We start from the raw sequence: 16,200 nt of genomic DNA on the forward strand, positions 1-16,200 counted from the left end.
ATTTTGTATCTGTTTATGTAAGGAGGATAAGGCATGCACAACAACGTGATATTACACTTCGATAAAGTATTGAACGTACAAGATTTGGGTTCCCATAGGACTGAAAGCTTATATACGCATCCTGACAGGAGGCTGGAGTGGGAAGTTTTCCTCTATTTGGCCGATGGGCAAATGGAGGTCTGGGAGGAAGAAACGGAGTATCTCATCCGCAAGGGAGAATTTCTGTTCCTGAAAAGCGGTCTGCATCACTGGGGAGAACCCCGCACACCTGCGGGCACTTCATGGTACTGGATTCATTTCTTCTGTAATTCCGAGGGAGAAGCGGAGCAGAACAGTAATCCATTAAAAGGAAAACCATTATTAGAAGAATTCCGTAAGTGCATTACACTTCCCAAGCACGGAAGGATCTCACACCCCGAGAAGCTCGAGAAGCAGCTGAAAGCCGCCGTTCAACTGTACAATACAACAGATCCGCTCCGCACCATCACGCTAAGCCTGCAAACGATGGAGCTGTTCATCACTCTCTTCAGGCAGTCTCTTCACCAGTCCCCGCTGAGCAAGTCGGACCGGACGGTAAGCAGAATTATCGAATTTCTTGAACAAAAGGACAGCTACACCCTCAATTCACAGGAGCTTTCCGCTTCTCTGGAGATGAATTACAGTTACTTGTGTGAAGTCTTCAAACATAAAACAGGGAGCACCATCCAAATGTACAATGCCCAATTCTTCATGGACAAAGCAGCAGGAATGATGCGCAACACAAATCTGAATGTCTCCGAGATCAGCGAGCGGCTCGGCTTCAACTCCCCCTTTTACTTTAGCCGGGTATTCCGCAAAGTGAAGGGCTGCTCCCCCTCAGAGTATATGAGCAGGATTTATTGAGAAATTGTATGGAGAGCTTGTTGTGTCTATTACACGCGGCTTTTCGAACGAACCCTGGAAATTGAACTCCGCGTCCTCCTTAGAGATACAGCCGGGAAGCCCCGGCTGTATCTCTGTCTTATTCACCTGTATCAGCGAATTGCTTGATGCGCTCGCCCACTTGATCACGAACCCGCTGGAAGACTGCCCACCTGGTTCCCCCGCCTCCTAATAAGGAATTCAGCGATCAACTATTATTTTACAGACGTTTCCTTGCTTTCTTCCCCCAGCACCTTCAGGTCATCCTGAACGCTTCCCTTCCATAAGGGCACTCCGGAACGGTAGGCAGCCCGGCCATTTAAGTGACCTGCTACCGGTGAAGTGATGAATACAAATACAATCGCCAGCAGAAGCTTGACATTAACCGTTCCGTCTTTGAACCAAAAGTACAGGAAACCTCCTGTCAGCAAACACAATACCCCGAAGGTTGCACTTTTGGTAGCCGCATGTGAACGCAGATAGACATCGGGCAGCCGGACTAAGCCGAAGGCACTTAAGCCGCAGAAGACTGCACCCATTACCACAAGAATAGAGCTAATCAGTTCACCTGTCATTGGGGTTCCCTCCATCCTCTATAACGGCTCCCCGTTCAATATATCTGGCCAGTGCCGTAGTACCAATAAACGTCAGAATTCCGATAACCAGAATGACTTCTATAAAATCCTGGGTATCCAGCAGCATACTGAAGACGGTTATCATAGCGAGTACATGAATGCCGATCGTATCGAGTGCGGCAACCCTGTCGGAGCGGGTTGGCCCTTTCAGGAGACGGAACAGGCAGGCCAGCATCGCCAGAGCCAGAATGATCATGGCCACGGTTAGCATAACTGGGATCATTAACGGGTCACCTCCCTGATCGCTCGTTCGAAGGTGCCTCTAATCTGCGTGACCAGCAGCTGTGCATCTTTAATATCAATAGCATGAATGTACAGCGTCTTGCCATCCTTCGACACATCAAGAGTCAGGGTTCCCGGTGTCAGACAAATCAGGCACGAGAGCAGTGTGACCTCCCAGGGCGTGGCCAAGGCAGTCTCATAAGCAAAGATACCGGGACGTATAGCCAGTTTTGGACGGATGATATGGCCAATGACCACGAAATTCGAGACCGTAAGTTCACGGGCAAAGATCAGCAGAAGCTTCAGTACAGCCCATATACGTATGAGATAGAAGGTCCGGGGCTGGGACCTGGATTTCCTAAATAACAGTAAAAGTCCGATGCCCAGCAGATAACCTACTAAGAAGCTTGAGCCAGAGCCATTGTTATTGATCGCCATCCACAGAAAGGCAATCAACAGATTAAACAGGAATTGTAAGGCCATATTCACTACTCCTTCATTATGGCTTCAATATATAGCGCAGGTGAAGCCAGAACCTCGCCAGCCTGCGATACATAAGTATACACATACTCCGCTCCGATCCCCATTGCAATCACAAGCAGCAGCAGGCCGGCAGCCACAGCCGAAGCAACCTTCAAGCTCACCTTAGGCTGCTCTTCCTTGGGTTCATTTCCCCAGAAGGCCAGCCTGAACACCTTCATCAGGGAGAACAGCACCAGAAAGCTTGATCCCAGACCAATGAGGGACAGCGTCAGCATCCCCTCGGACAACGCTCCACGGAGGATCATAATTTTGCCGGCAAAACCGCTAAGCGGCGGAATCCCCACCAGGGCGAGCGCCAGAATAAAAAACATCCAGCCGAGGAGCGGATACTTTCTGATCATCCCGCCCATACTGCCTAGCCGGTCAGTTCCGGCTGCGGATATAATCATCCCGCCCAGAATAAACATAAGTCCCTTGGCCAGCATATCGTGCAGCAGATAGAAGACTGCCCCATTCATTGAATCTGCAGTCCCTGCAGCAAGCCCAAAGGCTACAAATCCAACGCTGATAATGACGTTATAATTCAGAATCCGCGGGATATCCCTATAAGCCACTGCCCCCAGGCTGCCCAGGATCATGGTAGCAGCAGCCATCCAGGCGATCCAGTCATGAGTGAAGCCGGGATCGTTCACGAACAACAACGTGAAGGTGCGGATGATTGCATAGAGTCCTACTTTGGTCAGCAGGGCACCGAACAACGCTCTGACAGCCGCCGGAGGTGCACTGTAGGACCCTGGAAGCCAGAAGAACAGGAATAGTCCTGCCTTCAGGGAGAATACAATCAAGAACAAAACAGCAATCACATTAAGCACGCCGCCTTGTCCCGCTTCAGCGATACGCTGGGACAGGTGCGCCATGTTGAGCGTTCCTACCGCTGCATAGAGATAAGCTACCGCAGCTACGAACAGTGTCGAGGATACGATATTAATAAGCAGGTATTTCGACGTTTCTCTTAGCTGAAGCTTGGTCCCACCGAGTGAGATGAGCGCATAAGAAGAAATCAGCATGACCTCAAAAAAGACAAACAGGTTGAAAATATCCCCCGTAAGAAACGAGCCGTATACCCCGACCAGCAAAAACTGAAAGAACGTATAGTAATAGAACCGCTCCCGCTGCTCTCCAATACTGCTGAAGGAGTAGCACAGAATCGCAAAACTGACGATCGAAGCCATCGTTACCAGCAATACAGCAAACATATCACCTACAAATACAATGCCATACGGAGGAGCCCAGCCCCCCATCTGCAGGGTCAGTATGCCCTCGGAGTGGACACGTGTAACCAGCAGCACCGCAATCAGAATGTTAAGCAGGCCGCTGAGCGCACTAATCACGCGCTGAAGCCGGATCTTCTCTTTGAGAAAAATCAGGATGACAGCCGTAGCCAGCGGAATGAGAATCGGGAGCACCAATAGATTACTCATTCGTTGTCCTCCTTAATGCTGTCCATTTCATCAGTACCCCGCGTCTGATAAGACCGGTATGCGAGTACGAAAAAGAAGGCTGTGACCCCAAAGCTGATGACAATGGAGGTTAGAATCAGCGCCTGCGGCAGCGGATCAACATAGGTATCCGCCTTGCCTAGTACAGGGGCTGCCCCCCTTTTGAGCCCGGCCATCGTGAGCAGCAGCAGATGGACTCCATGCGTCAGCAAGGAGGTTCCCAGCACAATGCGCAGCAGGCTTTTGGAGAGAATCAGGTAAACACCGATCATGAAAAGAATTCCGACCGCTACCGCCATTACGAGTTCCATTTCTTCTCCCCTCCGATCGATAAAATGATGGTCATCGTCACGCCGACTACGGCCAGGAATACACCAAGGTCAAACAGGACAGCAGTCGCCAGCTCCGTATCCCCAAGTACAGGCAGATGGAAGTGGCCGAACGTGTGACTTAGAAAAGGAGCGTCAAACAAGAATGAACCTGACGCTGTCAGAATAGCCAGCATGAGCCCGGAAGCTGTAAGCAGCCGGTAATTCACAGGGAGCACCTTACGTACCTGATCCATTCCAAATGCGATTGCAATGAGCATAAGCGCAGCAGAAGCCATCAAAGCCCCGATAAAACCTCCCCCGGGATGATTATGCCCGGCAAAGAACAGATACAGGGAGAATATCAGAATGACAAGGACAATCCCCTTGGAGATCGTCTGTAGAATCACATCATTGCTGCGCAGCGGCAATAGTTCTGTCTTGGCGGGCTCCAGCGGCGGCAATTCCGTCTCCATTCTCAGATGAATCAGACCATAAATGGCCAGTGAGGCGATGCCAAGCACCATGATTTCAAACAAAGTATCAAACCCGCGGAAATCTACCAGGATGACGTTGACCACATTCTTTCCGCCAGCCCGGTTGTAGCTTTCCTTCAAGAAAAACTCGGAAATCGGTTCAAAAGGACTGGTACCCATAGCCGCCAGAGCAATCAACGTCATCGTGATACCAGCTCCAGCCGCAATAATCAGATTGGGCAGCTTAAAGCGCAGAGGCTCCTTCTGCTTCTTCAGCTTCGGTAAATACCGGAAACAAAGAAGGAACAGAATGACCGATACGGTCTCTATAATCATCTGTGTGAGTGCAAGATCCGGTGCCCGGAAAAGAACGAAGAGCAGCGTCACCATATACCCCACACCACCGGTGAAAAGAATCGCGCTCACACGTGACTTGGCAAATGGAACTGCAAAGGCAGCCAGCAGCATGGCTGCTACAACAGCCAATTCATAAAAAGACAATGAGGCATACTGATCCATACCAAAGCTAATGCCCTGCTGCCGCAACAGAACTGTGAGTGAGGAAATGATGAAAAAGCTGAAAATATAGAGCAGGTAATGGCGACCCGAACCAGTCATATAAGCATCGGTTAAGCGTCTTGAACCATTCTCGAGCAGTCTTAACGAGAAGTCATACATACGGCTCAGTGCATTGGTTCCGCCGGCTTCACGGTCTAGAACACGTAACCGGGTATAGATTCTAAACAACAGCGTACCTGCTGCTATAACACCGAGGGTCATGAAGATTTCTGGTGTCCATCCATGCCAGAAATGAATAGAAACCTCAAAGGCTTCTTCCGGTGCGAGCAGCCCCGTATGAATGGAAGACATCGCCGGTTCAATCAGCGTGGCAGAGACCAGATCAGGGAAGAAAGCGAACACTACTGCAAGTGAAATCAGAATCACGGGTGACAGTAAGAGACCCAGTGGAGCTTCATGCGGAACTTTATCCAGTTTGTCTTCCCTCAGCTTGCCGCGGAAGGTCTTGAAGACAAAGATCATGCTGTATACAAAGGTAAATACACTGGCAATCCAGGCAATCACCGGAAAGAGCTGTGTCCAGTATCCTGAGCTCAGGATGTCAAACTCCCGGATATTGAGTACAGAAGTGAAGAACATTTCTTTACTAAGGAATCCGCTGAATGGCGGCAATCCGGCCATAGAGAATGTCCCGATCAATGCGATAGAGAAGGTGACCGGCATGAGAGACATAAGCCCTCCAAGCTTGCGCAGATCACGGGTACCCGTCTCATGGTCAATGATGCCCACAACCATAAACAGACTGCCTTTAAATACAGCATGGTTAATGAGATGAAAGAGCGCAGCTGTAGTAGCCATCGTATAGAAAACCGCATCCCCCGTACCGGTAAAGAAGGCTGCCGCCGACCCGAGTCCTAGCAAAGACATGATCAAGCCGAGTTGACTGATCGTGGAGTATGCAAGTAAGGCCTTGAGATCGGTTTGCCGGATGGCTTTGAACGACCCATAGATCAGAGTTACCAGTCCTGTGACAGAAACCAGCCAGAACCACTCGGATTGTCCGGCATACAGCGGGGTGAGCCGCGCTACCAGATAGATCCCCGCCTTAACCATGGTCGCCGAGTGAAGATACGCACTGACCGGAGTCGGCGCTTCCATGGCATCAGGCAGCCAGATATGGAACGGAAATTGGGCGGATTTCGTAAAGGCTCCCAGGAGAATAAGCAGCATGGACGGGATAAACATTCCACTTTCTGTTAAGGTCCCTGCCTGTGCAATAATCTCGCGGATACTATAGGTGCCGGTCATTACATATAGCAGATTGAATCCAGCAAGCATCGCCAGACCGCCGAACACCGTGATCAGCATGGACTTCATTGCTCCATAGGAGGATCTTTCCCGGCGGTGCCAGAAGGCAATGAGCAGGAACGAAGATATGCTCGTCAGTTCCCAGAACCCGTACAGCACCATCAGATTATCTGACAGCACCACTCCTAACATGGCTCCCATGAACAGGAGCAGGTATATATAAAACTGGCGGATTCCCTCCATGAGCTTATCGAGATAATAAATCGAATATAGAACAACCAGGGCACCCATTCCGGTAATCAGCAGGACAAAGAGCAAGCTGAGCCCATCCAGCACGAGCGAAATATTTACCCCAAAGGACGGCATCCAAGTGATACTGTTCACAATAGGCTCTCCTGCCCGGATGGCTGGAATTCTCGTCAGGAAATAAATAAAGAGAGCTGCGGGAAGGGGCAGAGCGATCCAGCCCAAGTGAAACCGTTTATTTTGCTTCAGCAGCAGCATTAGCGCAGCAAGCAAAAACGGAAGCAGGATAATCATATGCAGCAAGGCTTAAGCCCCCTTTCTAGTTTGTATAATCCTCTTAACGGGGCTTCACCCATTCGTTCTGTACAATTCTCAAATATTGCGCTTCGCCGTTGCTGACGATTTTGAACAGGCCGGTATTGAAATCTGTATCAAGCTCACGAAAGAAAACCCCCTTCATGGCTTCATTCCCATCCGGTTCATCCATAAGGATATGGCGGTCGCCTTCTTTGACCAAATAAGCAGAGAACCCTTGCTCATGGGACTGCTCGAGCAGCTCCGGATACCGCTGGACCGCAACGATATGAAGATCAATCGGACCCATCCGCTCCAGCAGCTCATTAATGAAGCTTCCCCGTGTAATCTCCTGCCACAGCGTTTGGCTTGACTGTCCGAGTACAATTTGTGTAATTTTGTTATCCTTTGCAGTCTCCACAATCACATCAACCGTTTTTTTGCCGTTACATTTGCGGATCACAAATTGTCCGCCAGCCTCCTTGGTCTGATGCTCCCAGCCAGACAAGTACTGCTGCTTCTCCCTGTTGTATTCATTCTCCCCGGATGCATCTACAGTGAGTACCATCAACGGGGCATTGAGCAACCTGGCCAATTGTCCTCCCCGCTGTATCAACCGCTGCCCGTGCGGCCCATAATGCACACACACCATGATGCTCTCATTGTTCATTTCCATTTCCATTTCAAACCCTCCACAGCAGTAAATTTATTCCAGGTAAAAAACACAAAAAGAGCCCGCTGTTGGCAGGCTCCTCCGGTTAACTCCGTATACAATTATTGCAATTATATAGTCATCGAAGGCGAAAGTAAAGGCAATTTGCGGTGAATACTCATGGAAGCCTCAGGGGAGGCTGTGTGAAAAGGAGGAATTCCTCATGTTAATACGTAAAATAATATGCTGCATTTCCCTGTTCGCCGCTATGTTACTACTTGGCTGGAAAATGGATAAGTTATTAACTCCTAATACGGCAGTACCGCAAACAAGCAGCTTTTCCTTTGAAGAATTTAGTTTCCGTACCGAAAGCTTCACTGATCCGGTTCCCATTAGCGTACCCTATCTCCCCCGGGAATATGTTAGAATCAGACTAAACCCGTGAAAAGAATGGCAGCAGATACAAAATCTCATATCTCCATAACCTGAGCCGTAGCGTTAGTTAAATAAAAATACAAACAGTCCCGATGAAATATAAAAGACTCTCACCGGGACTGTTTATATAGTTTGTTGCTTGCTTTATAAAAATAAAATTTTATTGTAATTGTGGTGGATCACCAAAGCTGCAAAAAAAGAGAGTTAATACCCTTAATCTATTAGGAATGATGGCTCACCAAAAATGAAAAAGCGGTTACTCCGTCTTTAAAAAATCCTAAAATGGCTCAAAGAAAGCGCAAAATCCCGCTGATGAAAAAACAATACCATATGCATGATATTCATCATAATACAATGGAGGTTTTGTCAAATGAATTTTATGCATATGAAAAGTTTTCCCCACCATCTTGTATATCCTTTATTTATTCAGAAAGGCTCATGGCTACACAAAATTGGACCGTCCAACAATTCGTTACTATTGTACATTTTATATATATGAGGTGCATTTCCAAACTGATCCTTCATCAGATTACGTGTCTTTTCTTGCTTATTTTGAGGAAGAAGGTAAAACTTTTCGCCGCCGCAAGTTCTTCTAACTGTATCGACGATATTAAATGCATTCTCCACAATAAAATTATCTTGATAATACATGTCATCTTTGTTGTAATAATATATCTTCATAAGGAAACCCAAGATTAACGACGATAATTTATAAACATAAACGGAATCATTAAGAATTACCTTCTCTACGATTTCTATTCTTCTTGAGTTAAGCTTCTTATAATTAATTTGTTCAAAATTAAATGCACTATCAATCACTGGTGTTTCAATAGAAATAATCTCTTTGTATTTTTTTCCATCCAATGAAATTCCTTCGTAAATAGTCTGTCCATATTTCTCGTGATTATGGTAATATTTACTTCTGTGATTTTTTATATTTGAAAACCTTGACTTCCTATATATTGGTTTTCTAAATACATAAGAGTAATCACCAAATACTGCTGAAAGATCGTTCAGACAAGCTTGTTCATATGAAATCTTATAACAAGAACTTTTCTCTGAAAATGCTTCAATTGAATTTATAGTCCACTGCAATCTATTTCGCCAAAAAACTGCAAAAACAAGAGGGTGCGGAGAGCTATCTTCATAATTTTTAAGTACTTCATATGTATTTTTTAACAATTCAAAGCTTTGCTTATTTCCATCAACTAATTTAACTTCTACAAGAATTTTTTTTAATTCTCTTTGAGATCCAACCTCATAAGTGATTTCATAATCCGGTGTCTGTAGATTTTGCTTCGAAACTTCAGGATATTGTTCTTGTCCTAAAGGAGTAATTAATCTTACCCACGGAAGTAGTGAAAAAATTCTTCTGAAAAGCTCTTCAGCAGAATAGCCTTTAGAAAAATTATTATACCTCGATCGTATTTTCTCATCAGAAACCGTTGCATCTAATAACTGTTGTATCATTTCGTCTGAAAACGGATTCTGATTGTCTCTCGCTGCTTTAACTATATCAAAAACATGCCTAACACCTTGAATTGGATTCGTCATAAAAACTCCTTTCAGTCCTTTTAATAAACACTCGATGATACAAATATACAATCAAAAGAATCGCCCAATTATTGTGCGATTCTTTTGATTTACATATCTATAGTGGGCAATATTAATGAATAACTTGATCATTGTTATGATCATCAGCATTAGGATACTTTGGGTACACTAGTACATCATTAGATACAACTTCAAGTGAAATCCCTTTACTGATCTGCTTTTTTAACTCGGCTGCTTCTTGATTCCAATCAACCGCAGGACCACCTTGAACTTTAATAACAATTTTCCCTCTCAAACGATTATTTCTTTCGTTTAAGTCCCAAAAGATCTCATTCAAAATAAGGGTATCATCAGTTATATCATCCAACCATTTATTAATTATAGGGGATATCCTTTTTGACATAACATTATTTTTTCTCTTTTGAGCATATGCTTCTCTAACAATCACCATCGAATACGATAACCATGTTATTAAAAGAATACTGCAAGGTAATATTCCAAGAAGAAGGTGTTCTCTTGAGCTTCTTAGCACGTACCCAATTAACCAAAAAAGGACCCAAGTACCTTCAGCTATAGTGAAGTACTGTAACAATCTTGGAAATGAACTAATAAGATTGAATCGCTTTTTATTAATTATAAGATTATCAAGGATTAAAAGACCGAAAAAGGGTACTCCACCAATGATATATAGGATCCAAAAAACTACATTATCTCCCATAACTTCGGCCCCTTCCTTACTGGATTTTAAACTCCTTGATCTTTAATGGGCTAATACGAGATGCAGTGTCTCTAAATTCAAATTTTATCTTATTAACTTCCTTCGGCAAAGATTGTACAGAAATTGTAAATGAATATAGACCTTTTTCATCATTTGAAACAGTTGCTTCTTGTGTGTCCATTGTAGCATCCTTTGCAGGTAAATAGGTATATTTCACATGTGGTTTTAAATATTTTTCTCGATTTCCTTCAGAATCAAAAACCATAAATGAAATTTGCACTTCTTCCTGTTCTCTGTTTATTATTTCTGAATGATAATCCAAATAAACATCATATTTTGGTATTAACGCAATATTGTACATAACATCATCATAATCAAACACAATATTTTTCGCATTCCGTGGTAATTTTTCAAAAAGTTCCTTTTCGGAACTACCAATACTTACTTTTACAAGATCATCAGGGCTTTGAGGGAAATACTCGTTCACCTCTCCGATTGTATTATTTAATTCAATACCCCAAATGAACTCTGTAATCGCAGTAAAGTCAAGATCAATGGTTTTCCAAGCCGAATGCGTTTCAAACTTATTAGTTGCTTTCACACTTATTTTTTTCACATCTTTAAACCTAAGTTCCAAAGGTTTATTATATTCCTGTACTTCTTCACTATCATTAAGCTTATAAACAAAACTGTAATCCCACAAACCGTGATAATAAGGTTGGAATTCAACGTTTAGTTCAAAGTCAGGATGTAGTTTAATTAATGTTAAAATTTCAGGGATTTTAGATTCAACAGAAAAATCTCTGGATTTTATTTTTTCCACATTATCGTAAATATCTCGAGAGTAGTAAGTAACAATGTTTTTCCCGGCAACAATGTCCCTTCCGAGTATTAACTTAGTGGGATTATTTTTAAATCTGACTTGCGGTCCATCATTAATAGAATACAACGTTTCGAGAATAGTTGTGTCATTTGCTCCTTTTGCTGAAAAATTTATTATTACTCCATCGTGTGAGAAATACTTGTTCCCACTTTTTTCAGATACTTCTTTCAATAAGCATCTTGTTGTAGGAGCCTCATTTGGATTATCTACTTGACTTGGCACAATTACTCCTTCAACTTTAAATGACTCCCCTGTATTGGCAACAGATACAACTTCTGTTTTGGGTTCTCCTGTTGTATCGAAACTTATTTTAACAGTTGCCTTACTTGCCGGTTCAACTTCAATTGATGGATACTTCTTCACAACGGTCTCCTTACCACCACAAATGCTTATTGTTTCTAAGGAAGTTAGACCTTCATCATAGGGTTCAATTGTGAGTTCAGTGGCAACTTTATCGTTGTATATTACATAAGTAACATCCCCAACACGATGTGATGTAAATGCATGAACTGGTTCATCAAAAATATCAATTTCTTCTTCAATAGCCACTTCGACTGGACACGCAATTCTTTGGGCGACCCAATTCATCCTTTTCGTATAATTCTTGGTTAACCCTGGAGTATTAGCGTAGTCAAAGCCAAAGAGGATATTTTTAATCCAGTTATGAACTACTTGTAATTGTGTTACCCCTAAATGTGTCCCTCTTACATGAGATACCTCTGTATTATATATTGGATCTGGAGTTGCATAATCAACAGGAACTGTCTCATCACCATCGGTTACATCTGCATAATCTTCATCGAAGGAGGATAGTCTAAAGGATTCGAATGTTCCATGATCATGGCCAATCATATGATAATGTTTAATGTCTTCAGGCCATGGATTTCTTAAAGAATCATGAAGATCCTTATTAAGGATATGCGCATCCTTAACGTTGCAACCCTGTTCAGACAAAAAATTAAATATTTCTGCCCATCTTAATTGCCTTTTATCTTTTTCCAATAGTTTTCTAGTGCTTAGCATCTGTCTTGATGGTAACAGTTGGTATACGCTGGGAAAAGTCTTTGCAACTTCGGCAATGACCTCAGGATCCGGAAAGCACCGTTTTTCAAGACCATACATAATCGCTATATAGGCATCCGGAGAACCATGCCATGGGGTTGCTAACGTAATTACTTTGGTAATATTAGGTTTGTCTTCTCTACCCATCGCCCACTGACAATAGCTATGAGTTAGCAAACCTCCCATGCTATGAGCAATAACAATAATTTCATCACCTAAGAAGCCTGAGAGAAATTCGTCTAGCTTCATTCGGTTATCTTCAATATTAATTCGCCAGTCGTATCCAAACTCTTCATAAGAATAATCTTCATTCTCTTTTTCAATAGAACTAAGAAAGTTCATTATCGGACTGTAAACTCGGGCTTTCTTCACAAAGTTATGTATAAAAAAAACACCATTTTCCAGTGGTCGCCCAGCTGATATCTTATTAGGTAGGGCAGGGTCAAATTTCAACCGCTTAAGATTTTTATTTTTGGGACTATGCCACCTCTTATTCGTTTGTCCTTCAAATAAAGTAGAACCCATTATTCCAGGAATAAACACTAAACGTTTCAACGAACATTTCCCCTTGTATATAAAATTGTCTGTCTCTCACATATTCTATAATTTTATGACAGTTATTATGTTTTCTATTATATAGTACAAAATACCTTCTTTTTCGCATAAAGTGTTAAATTTAAATGTCACTCCATCATATAAATCCTGATTAGAATGGCTATATACATCAATAAAAGGAACTTTGGAATAAACTCATCGTATTTATTATGACAAGTTAGTGGAGGTAGAATTATGAATAAAAAGATTAAAAAGAAAAAGACTGCAGCTTATCAGTTCAATCACAAAGAGATGCCATCCGCAGCAATACATATACTTAAGGCCAGAAAAAAGATGGCCCACTTTCAAGATCGATTGTTAATCATTGCACAATGGGATAGAATGTTACGCCTACCGCTCGCCCGAAAGATCCTTTCACCAATTGTTGTTTTACCTGGAATTATCTCGATTTTCAATACAACACTAATTTTCTTAACCAGAAAACCGTATGCATTAGAATCTCATTTTCAGATTATAGATCAGCTACTAAAATTCAACCTGATTTGTTTACTCATTTTGAAGTCTAGCGGTCTTCTCCCTTTTGTCCCTCTCATTTTATTGATTGGAATATTTCAACTACTTCAAAAAGACGTAGTCATAGGGTCTGAAATTCGTAGTAGATCTACTCGGAATAAAAACATTGCACTATTATGGAATTACTACGTCATGTACAACACTACGAAGTACTTTCCACTGTTTCTTCAAACATCTTTAAGGGGAGCTTTACTTCTTAGCGTGGCAATAACAATTATGTGGTTGTTAGGAATAAACCGATTCCAAAAGTCCTATGGCTCCTTTAATCCAGAACAATTGCTTAAGAGAAACGAGAGAAAAATAAATAGAAGAAGAAGAAACAAGAAGTTAAATTAAATGTATTTAAATAGATGTATTCCAGTTTAATGTCTCAATAAGTAGTCGAACAATATACTGTCCCTATACTTTTCTTCTCTTTCTTTTGAGCAGCAACCAGTCAGTAATTATCCGGAGAATCGAGGTCAGTATGATAAAAGGAAAGGTCAATGACTGTACCAGGAGTTGCATAAATTGCTTCAAATCATCAGACGTCATTTTTGGGTAATCTAAAATGACATACTGGAAGAATGTATAGTTTCGATTTAATTAGGCCGAGTGCTATAGCGAAAATAGTTCTTACAATATCTAATGCAATCTTTATATTTTCCATAAATATATCTGACCATTTTGTTCTCTGGCCTTGTAGAAAAAACATGATCGCATATACGATAGTAATAGCGATAAAGGGAACACTCATATTTAATTTACCAGTGATTGCACCAAATACAAGGACAGAAGACAAAGCGATAATCAAAGGCAGCACTAAATATGTAATGAATGCCATCATTAATATATTTGTACTTAAGTATAACTTGTAATTTACATATGTAATAATTGTCATTATAGCTATCCATAAAACTAACCCTTGACTGAAGCTTGAATTCCCCCTCAGTATATCAGCTGAAATAATGCTACCCATTACCAAAGCGTATACATATATCAATAAATGTTTGCTTTTTATCATAGCAGTTAGACTCTTTTTTATATCAATAACTGTATTCAAATTAACTCCACCTTAATAATATAGATTTTAATAATTTTAACTACAAGTGGCTCTTCCATATCTATATAATTGAAATTCAAAAGGCCTAACATGTTTAATGTCAGGCTCTTTTCGTTATAAAATAGCGAATTAAATCCATGATAATTTTAGATCGAACGGTCAATCTAGTACTTTCATCAAAGGTTACACACAAGTTAGGTTTAATATCCATATTTGCGCATCCCCTTCTAAAATTATATTTTAAATGCAAATTGGTACTTAGGTTCATTCCTGCCTTCGTAATTATAAAGATGAACATATGGCCACATACTTTCATTAATACAACGACCTAATTCAACAGCTAGTCCAGCTGGACCAGCATAAAATAAATGAAGGTCCTTATATTTATTTGTTACATGCAGTTTAAATACATTTTCATAGAAAAGCTTCTTTATTACTTCAACATCATCGGCATACAGTACTCTATCAGGCCTCGGATCATCAATCTTAATATTAAATAAATCAAATTTCTGTTCAGCAATAACAGCCTTAACATCTTCTAAATTAACAATACCACTAAGTCCAATAGTGACCACTAAAGTTTTATTTTCACTTGAAATTATTTCAATCTCAGGTTCAAGTCCACTCTGAATTTCTTGAGGTGAACTTAATACCCAGTTTTGATTATTACGGTCATATTGATAGACCGTCAGTGGAGTCGTGTCTGTCAATAAAAAACCAATATGGATTAACAAAGGAATATGGGAAAGTGGAAACATCTCAACTCTAGTTCCTGAATGCTGTCTTGTTGTTAAACGATAACTCTTCATAAGCTCTTCATTATTTCTCTTTGCCAACTGCCAGGATTCCGGTGTGAAGTCTGTGAATTCCTCTTGATACTGCATAGACGCTACCAAGAAACTCTGTAGCTCTCTGCTAATGACAATTTCGTCAATAGGTCCGCCTTTGGTTTTATGAAGAAAAGCAATTGACTTTTGCTTTTTAGATAATTGCGATTTCACCCATGCTTCGTGTTCTTCTTTCATTTCGTAAAGAAGAGAAGGTGGATAGAGGTCCTTAGATCCCTCAGCATCAATAATTTTATGATGCTTTAAACAAGTAAGCATAAGGTTAGGTACTTCATCCACATTAAATTCCGTTATCCCATACTCACTTCTATATTCATTTCTTGGTCCTTTTCCTCCATGACTAATAATATGAGCTGCGTTCGAGGTATTTACATTGATACCATTGATCGTAAAGATAAGTTCCTCTTCGCAACCCCGTATAGCACAGATGCCACCTGAATTCCCCCAAAGAGCAAACTTGTCTGGGTCACTAAGATTTTTTCGGGTCATATATCCATAGTCTCCTTCTCTAATAATTCTAAGGGAATGATTTGATTTAGCTTCTTATTCCCTTGCCAAATTCTAATTCGTGTGATTCCTACAATAATAAATAAAAAGAGGTTAGATTCAGTAATGGTCATGAACATAACACGATGCCAGTTTTTTAAATCAATATCTGAAGGAGAGGGGTCATTCTCGGGATGTGTATGCCACTCTCCTACATAATGGCATGTGCCGCTACTTTCTTCATAAACAAGATTTAAAACCTCTTGATGATTTTTCACACTTCTATGAAAATATGTTCTTTTTCTAATATCACCTTTCATAGGTACAGATAGGTCATCAATTACAATATCATTTGAATCAATAATAAAACGACCAAATAACATACCACCTGCTTCAGCATCTGTACGCTTTGATTGGCAGTATGAATTCATTATTTTAAGTGGTTCTTCTGATATCTTCACTCGGCCCTCATTAGGTGCTGAAAATACTAAACTTTTCATTA

At 41.6% G+C, this 16,200-nt stretch carries 15 protein-coding genes; 2 read left to right on the top strand and 13 right to left on the bottom strand.

What is annotated here, in order from left to right; genetic code table 11:
- Window positions 1-33 precede the first annotated feature (33 nt).
- Window positions 34-882 carry an AraC family transcriptional regulator gene (locus MKX42_RS22085; protein WP_340754633.1) on the top strand — a complete coding sequence of 283 codons (849 nt, stop codon included), beginning with the start codon at window positions 34-36 and terminating at the stop codon, window positions 880-882.
- A 233-nt stretch (window positions 883-1,115) separates the two neighbouring features.
- On the opposite strand, the gene mnhG is transcribed toward MKX42_RS22085, so the two are convergent.
- From mnhG to MKX42_RS22135, 10 genes are all read right to left on the bottom strand, one after another.
- Complete coding sequence (gene mnhG / locus MKX42_RS22090) at window positions 1,116-1,475, bottom strand: monovalent cation/H(+) antiporter subunit G (protein ID WP_081751132.1); 360 nt, start codon at window positions 1,473-1,475, stop codon at window positions 1,116-1,118.
- The gene (locus tag MKX42_RS22095) at window positions 1,465-1,758 is read right to left on the bottom strand and encodes a Na(+)/H(+) antiporter subunit F1 (protein WP_036725027.1); all 294 of its coding nucleotides are present in this window, start codon (window positions 1,756-1,758) and stop codon (window positions 1,465-1,467) included. The genes mnhG and MKX42_RS22095 overlap by 11 nt, the downstream gene beginning before the upstream one ends.
- Window positions 1,758-2,240: a Na+/H+ antiporter subunit E gene (locus tag MKX42_RS22100; RefSeq protein ID WP_036725030.1), complete on the bottom strand. Its 483-nt coding sequence runs from the start codon at window positions 2,238-2,240 to the stop codon at window positions 1,758-1,760. Before MKX42_RS22100 ends, MKX42_RS22095 begins: the two co-directional genes overlap by 1 nt.
- 5 nt (window positions 2,241-2,245) lie before the next feature.
- Window positions 2,246-3,721, bottom strand: coding sequence for a Na+/H+ antiporter subunit D (locus MKX42_RS22105; RefSeq protein ID WP_340754634.1), 1,476 nt, complete (start codon window positions 3,719-3,721; stop codon window positions 2,246-2,248).
- Window positions 3,718-4,050, bottom strand: a complete 333-nt coding sequence (locus MKX42_RS22110) for a Na(+)/H(+) antiporter subunit C (protein ID WP_036725033.1) — start codon at window positions 4,048-4,050, stop codon at window positions 3,718-3,720. The genes MKX42_RS22105 and MKX42_RS22110 overlap by 4 nt, the downstream gene beginning before the upstream one ends.
- The gene (locus MKX42_RS22115; protein WP_340757764.1) at window positions 4,038-6,890 is read right to left on the bottom strand and encodes a Na+/H+ antiporter subunit A; all 2,853 of its coding nucleotides are present in this window, start codon (window positions 6,888-6,890) and stop codon (window positions 4,038-4,040) included. Before MKX42_RS22115 ends, MKX42_RS22110 begins: the two co-directional genes overlap by 13 nt.
- A 43-nt stretch (window positions 6,891-6,933) precedes the next feature.
- Entirely contained in the window at window positions 6,934-7,572 is a 639-nt protein-coding gene (locus MKX42_RS22120) for a universal stress protein (protein WP_340754637.1), read from the bottom strand.
- A gap of 831 nt (window positions 7,573-8,403) precedes the next feature.
- A complete protein-coding gene (locus MKX42_RS22125; RefSeq protein WP_340754639.1) occupies window positions 8,404-9,531 on the bottom strand; it encodes a hypothetical protein in 1,128 nt (375 codons plus the stop codon).
- 112 nt (window positions 9,532-9,643) lie between these two features.
- Window positions 9,644-10,249, bottom strand: a complete 606-nt coding sequence (locus tag MKX42_RS22130; protein WP_340754640.1) for a hypothetical protein — start codon at window positions 10,247-10,249, stop codon at window positions 9,644-9,646.
- A 16-nt stretch (window positions 10,250-10,265) separates the two neighbouring features.
- Window positions 10,266-12,749, bottom strand: coding sequence for a lipase family alpha/beta hydrolase (locus tag MKX42_RS22135; RefSeq protein ID WP_340754642.1), 2,484 nt, complete (start codon window positions 12,747-12,749; stop codon window positions 10,266-10,268).
- Window positions 12,750-12,983: 234 nt separating this feature from the next.
- Between MKX42_RS22135 and MKX42_RS22140 the strand changes: the two genes are divergently transcribed.
- A complete protein-coding gene (locus MKX42_RS22140) occupies window positions 12,984-13,658 on the top strand; it encodes a hypothetical protein (RefSeq protein WP_340754643.1) in 675 nt (224 codons plus the stop codon).
- A gap of 187 nt (window positions 13,659-13,845) precedes the next feature.
- Here MKX42_RS22140 and MKX42_RS22145 read toward each other — a convergent pair whose 3' ends face one another.
- From MKX42_RS22145 to MKX42_RS22155, 3 genes are all read right to left on the bottom strand, one after another.
- A complete protein-coding gene (locus MKX42_RS22145; protein WP_340754645.1) occupies window positions 13,846-14,364 on the bottom strand; it encodes a hypothetical protein in 519 nt (172 codons plus the stop codon).
- Window positions 14,365-14,597: 233 nt separating this feature from the next.
- Window positions 14,598-15,701, bottom strand: coding sequence for an SAVED domain-containing protein (locus MKX42_RS22150; protein ID WP_340754647.1), 1,104 nt, complete (start codon window positions 15,699-15,701; stop codon window positions 14,598-14,600).
- Window positions 15,698-16,198, bottom strand: a complete 501-nt coding sequence (locus tag MKX42_RS22155) for a Mov34/MPN/PAD-1 family protein (protein ID WP_340754649.1) — start codon at window positions 16,196-16,198, stop codon at window positions 15,698-15,700. Before MKX42_RS22155 ends, MKX42_RS22150 begins: the two co-directional genes overlap by 4 nt.
- Between the last annotated feature and the right edge of the window lie 2 nt (window positions 16,199-16,200).

Source organism: Paenibacillus sp. FSL R7-0204 (assembly GCF_038002225.1).
In the GTDB taxonomy this organism is placed as follows: Bacteria; Bacillota; Bacilli; order Paenibacillales; family Paenibacillaceae; genus Paenibacillus_AQ.

Excerpts from the sequence above, each read along its gene's own strand:
- MKX42_RS22085 (WP_340754633.1), top strand. The coding sequence starts at position 34 with ATGCACAACAACGTGATATTACACTTCGATAAAGTATTGAACGTACAA.
- mnhG (WP_081751132.1), bottom strand. The coding sequence starts at position 1,475 with ATGACAGGTGAACTGATTAGCTCTATTCTTGTGGTAATGGGTGCAGTC.
- MKX42_RS22095 (WP_036725027.1), bottom strand. The coding sequence starts at position 1,758 with ATGATCCCAGTTATGCTAACCGTGGCCATGATCATTCTGGCTCTGGCG.
- MKX42_RS22100 (WP_036725030.1), bottom strand. The coding sequence starts at position 2,240 with ATGGCCTTACAATTCCTGTTTAATCTGTTGATTGCCTTTCTGTGGATG.
- MKX42_RS22105 (WP_340754634.1), bottom strand. The coding sequence starts at position 3,721 with ATGAGTAATCTATTGGTGCTCCCGATTCTCATTCCGCTGGCTACGGCT.
- MKX42_RS22110 (WP_036725033.1), bottom strand. The coding sequence starts at position 4,050 with ATGGAACTCGTAATGGCGGTAGCGGTCGGAATTCTTTTCATGATCGGT.
- MKX42_RS22115 (WP_340757764.1), bottom strand. The coding sequence starts at position 6,890 with ATGATTATCCTGCTTCCGTTTTTGCTTGCTGCGCTAATGCTGCTGCTG.
- MKX42_RS22120 (WP_340754637.1), bottom strand. The coding sequence starts at position 7,572 with ATGGAAATGGAAATGAACAATGAGAGCATCATGGTGTGTGTGCATTAT.
- MKX42_RS22125 (WP_340754639.1), bottom strand. The coding sequence starts at position 9,531 with ATGACGAATCCAATTCAAGGTGTTAGGCATGTTTTTGATATAGTTAAA.
- MKX42_RS22130 (WP_340754640.1), bottom strand. The coding sequence starts at position 10,249 with ATGGGAGATAATGTAGTTTTTTGGATCCTATATATCATTGGTGGAGTA.
- MKX42_RS22140 (WP_340754643.1), top strand. The coding sequence starts at position 12,984 with ATGAATAAAAAGATTAAAAAGAAAAAGACTGCAGCTTATCAGTTCAAT.
- MKX42_RS22150 (WP_340754647.1), bottom strand. The coding sequence starts at position 15,701 with ATGACCCGAAAAAATCTTAGTGACCCAGACAAGTTTGCTCTTTGGGGG.
- MKX42_RS22155 (WP_340754649.1), bottom strand. The coding sequence starts at position 16,198 with ATGAAAAGTTTAGTATTTTCAGCACCTAATGAGGGCCGAGTGAAGATA.